Origin of the sequence: Hymenobacter sp., from assembly GCF_036388155.1 — a bacterium.
Taxonomy (GTDB): domain Bacteria; phylum Bacteroidota; class Bacteroidia; order Cytophagales; family Hymenobacteraceae; genus Hymenobacter.
The window spans coordinates 1-5,059 of the sequence record NZ_DASVSI010000102.1; the positions used below are offsets into that span (position 1 = coordinate 1).

Below are 5,059 nucleotides of genomic sequence, written 5' to 3' on the forward strand. Positions count from 1 at the left end.
ATTCTGTCGGGCCTTTTTATGTCTGAGACCAACCCATCAAAAGCTGCTTAGGAACTCCTGCAAGCTGACCACAGGCACCCGAGGAAACTCCAGTTGCTTGAGTGCTTCAAAGTGCCGGTCGTTGGTGACGAGGTAATCGGCGCTGGCAGCAACGGCGACGTCCGCGAATTTGTTATCGTCCGGGTCGGCCTCAATGAGCTGCCATTTAATAGTAGGCTTCTTGAAACGATGTATTGGGGGCATTCAGCAGAATCTCGGTTACTCGCTGGGCGGTGACCACGGAGTAATGTTGGGTGAGCACTTCTTCGTACTCCGTCAGTATTTCATTGCTGAGAATCCATTCAAATGCTTCGCTGACAAATAGCTCGTACAGACGGTGAAACGGGCTGTTGCGATTGAGGGAGGCCAGCAAGCAATTGGTGTCGATAACTGCCCGGCGCATCAAGAGGGCGCGTTAAGCATTCGCTCGTAGTCTTCGGCGGTGTAGCCGCGCTCGTTGTCAATACGTTCAACTTCGGCCAGCATCTTTTTGGAGAGGTGCGCCACGATGACGCGGCGTAGCTCTAGGGTATCTTCGTCGCTCATCCCACGTTCAAAAAGTCGAAGCAAGCTAATTTGCAAGCTATTGAGCTTGGTGGGCTGAATGGGCGCAGAGGAAGACATGACAGGAAGAGAGCTGGTGCTGTAGCAAGTTAACGCTAAAGGGCTGCAAAAAGGTCTACAAGCATGGGGCGAGTCTCTGACTGTCTGGGGCACGCTTGCGAGAAAGGCCCGCTACGGCCGCCACGGCGGCGAAGCTGTTGAACCAGCCAGAGAACAAGCCCTGCTGGCGGGGCCTTTTGCTTCGTATATCAGAAGTGCTACCGAGCCAAATACTGTCTGCCCTGCACCAGCAGGGCGGGTAGGTCTGAAAGTGCAATAAGCGTTTGCAAGGCGGCTTTTTTATCTTGGGCCTGCGCATAATACGCTTCGCAAATACGAAATCCGACGAAATAAGCCAGCGCGCCGGGCCGCTGGCCACTGGCATCGGCGGTTGCCAAGAACCACTTGGCGGTGATGGGTTGGTCTGCTTCCTGGCTAAACTGCTGGCGGAGAGTTGCCTCGTGCTTCCGTCCATAGGCAAACGCAGCAGGGCTGTCCAAATGGCCGGTTAGCCGGTAGGCCACGTATTCGGCGGCCCCTTCCCGAAGTGCCCCTTCCAGGTTGGAGCGGTACTCTTTAGGGCGTTGCTGCCCGTGCACTATTTCGTGGAGGCAGACCGTGGGAAGCTCTTTCACCGGCTTGACGCCGTCGCGCACATCGGGCCGTAATTCTTGCAAAGGCGCGTTCTCGGCCGCGCATTTCAATTCAGCTCCGACATATAACAGGTTGTCAAACGCGGTGCCGCCTACTTCAAACTTGCCGATGGCAAAGTACAAATCGGGAAATGTTGCCGCTGGGTAAGCTTTTTTGAGTTTGCGGGCCGCCTTCACAATAGCGGGCCGCTGCTGACCGATTGCATTCGTAGCGGGCCGAATAGCAGTCAAGTACTGCCGATGAGTACGCCAGGCCCGCAGAAAATCGGCGGCAGTAGCGTTGGCGGCAGCGGCGTAGGCCAGTAGGCCCGGTGATGCCACATCCAGGTAATGGGTTTTGACAACGGATAAGCTGTCCGAATGATTTTTAGCGGTGGCCAACTTGTCGTAAGCTCGCCAGAAATTCTCCACATCGGTCTACACAATACGCATATCGTCTGGGTTGGAAGAATTCGAACGAGCTTGAGCGTGAGCAGCCACGCTGATACAGAAAAACCAAAGTGTGAGAAGGAAACTCAGGAATTGACGCATAAGCGAGGTTTGCAGCCAAACATCGATACATCGATTCGGCAGTTACCCCAAAATTAAACGCACCGGTCGAATCCATTCGCTCAATTCGGCCCGTTTAATCTTCGCACCTAGGCGCACGCGAAGAAACTTTAGCCACTGCCGCCGCGGCAGCCACGGTGGCGAAGGGCCGACAATACCACGCTAGCATAGGGTGTGTGGACACTATTACTTCCTAAATAAAAAAAGACCGTCATGCTTCGCTGCGCGCTGCATGACGGTCTTTTGGGTTGCTGTCCGCACGGCCTACTTTGTGCGCCGCTAGCCACGGCGCCGCTGCGCTTTGCGCTCCATGCGCTGGCGGTACTTGCGGCCCAATTCGAGGTGGCGGGGCCGGAGTTTCTCCCGGAAGCGCGTCGGCAGCGGCTGGCCGTTGTTGTAAGCCTGGCTCAGCTCCAGGTAGCGGTTGTTGGTGTAGGGCGCGTTGTGAACGAGCATGTATACCAGGCCGGCCCCCATGAGGCCCAGCCCCAGGCCCACGGAATTGTCAGAGGGCGGCGACGTTTTCGGGGCATAAGGGCTGGTGTTGCTCGAAGTGGCGCCTGAGCCCGTGAGGATGCGGGCTACGGGCAGGAGTATCACCAGGGGCCAAGCTCCCGCCGTACGCCGCTTCATAAACAGGCCCCGCACGGCGTCCAGGGTGTCGGTGCGGGCGTCGGCCAGCAGCTGGGCCGGGGCTGCGGCCACTGCCGGGGCGCTGGGTGCCGCGCCGCTCAAGGGGGCCGGAGCCGCGTTGCTGGGTATGATACCTTTGGCCAGCAATGGGTTATCTTCGGAAGCAGAGCCGTGCACCGACGCGTAGTTGCCACGCAGGCGGCGCGCTACGTTGGGCGGCAGGTGGCCCGTGGCCGCCAGCTCGCGCAGCACCTGCCGCTCGCGCCCGGGCCGAAACTGAATTCGCTTGTTGAGGCCAATGAGCAGAAAGGCCGAGCCGGCCACCACTCCGGGCGTCCACACGCCGGCGCTGGTGCTTTGCTGCGCCGGCAGGGTAGAGGCCAGGATGCCGGCCGTGCCCAGCGCCAGCCAGCCGGTGCCGCCCCCGCGGCGGCTCCGAAACAGTTCGTGGATGGCGCGGGCGGTGTCAGCGCGCGTCAGGGTGCTGGAGAAGGCGGGCGTTGCCGCTGTCGTGGCCGGGGGCAAGGTTTGCGCGGTGGCGGTGGCAACGCTTGCGGACAGGGACAGAATAACGCAGAGGAGGCGTAATGATAGAAACAAATTGATAGCCAGAATGCTGGTTGAAGATAAGTGCGTAGCATTCGAGCAGTGGGAAAGGCGCTCCCATGACGCCAAATTGTTTGCCCGATAAAGCAAATTTAGCTTCACTAAGCCGCTGCTTGTGCAGCCCCGGCGGCAATAGTTTTGCAAGGAGGCCACGGCGCCTGGGCTAGCGCAAATACCCGCGCAGTTGGCGCTTGATTTTGGCGGGCAGCTTGCCGGCGGTTTCGTAGGCTGCTACCACCTTGGCTTCGCGCTTGGGGCCGTAGGCAATGAGCTGCTGTATGCCCACGCCCATCACGGGCGCCGCCAGCACGCCATAGATAACGGCAAAGCCGCCAAAGCCAAAGTGAATGGTGCCCGGCTTCCAGCCATACCCGCCGCTTCCCGTGCTTTGGGGTTTGCTCTCCGCGGCAGACGAGACGCCGGCCAGGGCCAAATCGGCACCTACGGCGCCAACGATGAAGATGCTGCCGGCTTTGCGACGCCTGGCAAACAAGCGGTGAATGGCTTGCACGGTGTCGGCTGCGGTGCGGATTGCCGCGGGGGCCGCTTGCGTGGGGGCAGGAGGTGCGGGCGCGGTGGCAGCGACCGATTCCGGCAACGGAGTAATCGAGGCAAGCGTTTGGGCCGAGGCAGAACCGGCAAGCAGGACGAATAGTAGCGTGGGGCGAAGCATGGAGGGCGGTGGAGGTGCGTAAATGATGAGGCGAAGTAAGAGGGCCCCTGGCTTGCCACCAACTATTGGCTAGGTACGTGTAAAGTCGGCTAATTCAACCTGGTTTTACCCTGTTAATTCGCTCTAAGACCATTTTGGTCAAACCTGTTCAGGCTGAGTTTATGACTTATAAAGTCTGATGTTTTCACCTTTTGCTCTCAATTGAACGGTTGCTCACGGGCAAAACCGGGCGCTGACTGCGCCGGCAAGCGCCGGCCGCCACCCATGCCATGCGCTTTTCTGGTTTTCAGTAGCTTTGCGGCATGTCCGTTTTTCAGACCTATTGGCAGCTGGGCTTCCTGCACATCTGCACGCCGCGGGCCGCCGACCACCTCACGTTTCTGCTGGCCCTGTGCGCGCCCTACGTGCTGGCCGACTGGCGACGGGTGCTGGCTTTGGTTACTAGCTTCACCATTGGCCACTCGCTCACGCTGGCGCTGGCCACGCTGGGGGTGGTATCCGTCAACTCCACGCTCATTGAGGCGCTGATTCCGCTCACCATCATGGTCACGGCGCTGGCCAACCTGCGCAAGGCCAACCGGGTGCTCAAGCCCCGCGCCCCGGTGCTGGCCGCCGCGCCCAACCTGTTGGCCCTGCTTTTCGGCCTGGTGCACGGCCTGGGGTTTTCCAACTACCTGCGCAGCTTGCTGGGGGCCAACAGCCGGCCGGTGCTGGAGCTTTTCGCCTTCAACGTGGGGGTGGAAGTGGGGCAGGTGCTCGTCGTCGGCGCTATTCTGCTGCTGGGGCTGGTGCTGCTGCGCATACTGGGAGTGGAGCGACGCGACTGGCTGCTCACCACCAGCGGCGCGGCATTGGGCATTGCCACGGTGCTGCTGGCGCAACAGCTCTGGCCCTGAAGCTTTATATTTGTAGGAGGCGGTGCTTGAGCAGCGCATTACAGGCTTTGCTTTGGCAAAACTGACTGCTCGGTTGGTGGGCAAGTCCGGGCGCCTGCAATGCGGGCTACCCTTCACCGCCTTTTCCCGCCACAACTTTTTTGATTTTCCTCACTCACGTTTTTTCTATGCGTCGTTTTCTATTTGCCGGCTTGGTGTTGGCTTTGGCGGGTGTTCAGCCCGCTGCGGCCCAAACTACCAACTCGGGCACGGATAAATTCGCCCAACTCGAAACCCTGCTGCCCACGCCCAACTCCTACCGCACAGCCAGCGGCGCGCCGGGCAAAGACTACTGGCAGCAGCGGGCCGACTACGACATCGCCGTCACGTTGGACGACGCCAAGCAGGCCATCACGGGCCGCGAGACC

Annotated in this window: 7 protein-coding genes and 1 pseudogene; 2 read left to right on the plus strand and 6 right to left on the minus strand. The window is 60.0% G+C overall.

Going from position 1 to position 5,059, the window contains the following annotated elements:
• Positions 1-36: 36 nt before the first annotated feature.
• The 6 genes from VF629_RS14015 to VF629_RS14040 all read right to left on the minus strand — a co-directional run bounded on the left by VF629_RS14015 (position 37) and on the right by VF629_RS14040 (position 3,756).
• A complete protein-coding gene (locus VF629_RS14015; RefSeq protein ID WP_331059116.1) occupies positions 37-243 on the minus strand; it encodes a PIN domain-containing protein in 207 nt (68 codons plus the stop codon).
• The gene (locus VF629_RS14020; RefSeq protein ID WP_331059117.1) at positions 206-442 is read right to left on the minus strand and encodes a PIN domain-containing protein; all 237 of its coding nucleotides are present in this window, start codon (positions 440-442) and stop codon (positions 206-208) included. The genes VF629_RS14015 and VF629_RS14020 overlap by 38 nt, the downstream gene beginning before the upstream one ends.
• Positions 442-663 (minus strand): hypothetical protein, encoded by a 222-nt coding sequence (locus tag VF629_RS14025; RefSeq protein WP_331059118.1) that lies wholly within the window; start codon positions 661-663, stop codon positions 442-444. The genes VF629_RS14020 and VF629_RS14025 overlap by 1 nt, the downstream gene beginning before the upstream one ends.
• A 197-nt stretch (positions 664-860) precedes the next feature.
• A complete protein-coding gene (locus VF629_RS14030; protein WP_331059119.1) occupies positions 861-1,706 on the minus strand; it encodes a hypothetical protein in 846 nt (281 codons plus the stop codon).
• Positions 1,707-2,123: 417 nt separating this feature from the next.
• The gene (locus VF629_RS14035; protein WP_331059120.1) at positions 2,124-3,002 is read right to left on the minus strand and encodes a hypothetical protein; all 879 of its coding nucleotides are present in this window, start codon (positions 3,000-3,002) and stop codon (positions 2,124-2,126) included.
• A 244-nt stretch (positions 3,003-3,246) separates the two neighbouring features.
• The gene (locus VF629_RS14040) at positions 3,247-3,756 is read right to left on the minus strand and encodes a hypothetical protein (protein WP_331059121.1); all 510 of its coding nucleotides are present in this window, start codon (positions 3,754-3,756) and stop codon (positions 3,247-3,249) included.
• A gap of 302 nt (positions 3,757-4,058) precedes the next feature.
• Between VF629_RS14040 and VF629_RS14045 the strand changes: the two genes are divergently transcribed.
• Together VF629_RS14045 and VF629_RS14050 are read left to right on the plus strand one after the other, a co-directional pair.
• Complete coding sequence (locus VF629_RS14045; protein WP_331059122.1) at positions 4,059-4,652, plus strand: HupE/UreJ family protein; 594 nt, start codon at positions 4,059-4,061, stop codon at positions 4,650-4,652.
• A 167-nt stretch (positions 4,653-4,819) separates the two neighbouring features.
• A pseudogene (locus VF629_RS14050) lies at positions 4,820-5,059 on the plus strand (M1 family peptidase); the annotation flags it as partial.

Excerpts from the sequence above, each read along its gene's own strand:
- VF629_RS14025 (WP_331059118.1), bottom strand. The coding sequence starts at position 663 with ATGTCTTCCTCTGCGCCCATTCAGCCCACCAAGCTCAATAGCTTGCAA.
- VF629_RS14020 (WP_331059117.1), bottom strand. The coding sequence starts at position 442 with ATGCGCCGGGCAGTTATCGACACCAATTGCTTGCTGGCCTCCCTCAAT.
- VF629_RS14045 (WP_331059122.1), top strand. The coding sequence starts at position 4,059 with ATGTCCGTTTTTCAGACCTATTGGCAGCTGGGCTTCCTGCACATCTGC.
- VF629_RS14015 (WP_331059116.1), bottom strand. The coding sequence starts at position 243 with ATGCCCCCAATACATCGTTTCAAGAAGCCTACTATTAAATGGCAGCTC.
- VF629_RS14040 (WP_331059121.1), bottom strand. The coding sequence starts at position 3,756 with ATGCTTCGCCCCACGCTACTATTCGTCCTGCTTGCCGGTTCTGCCTCG.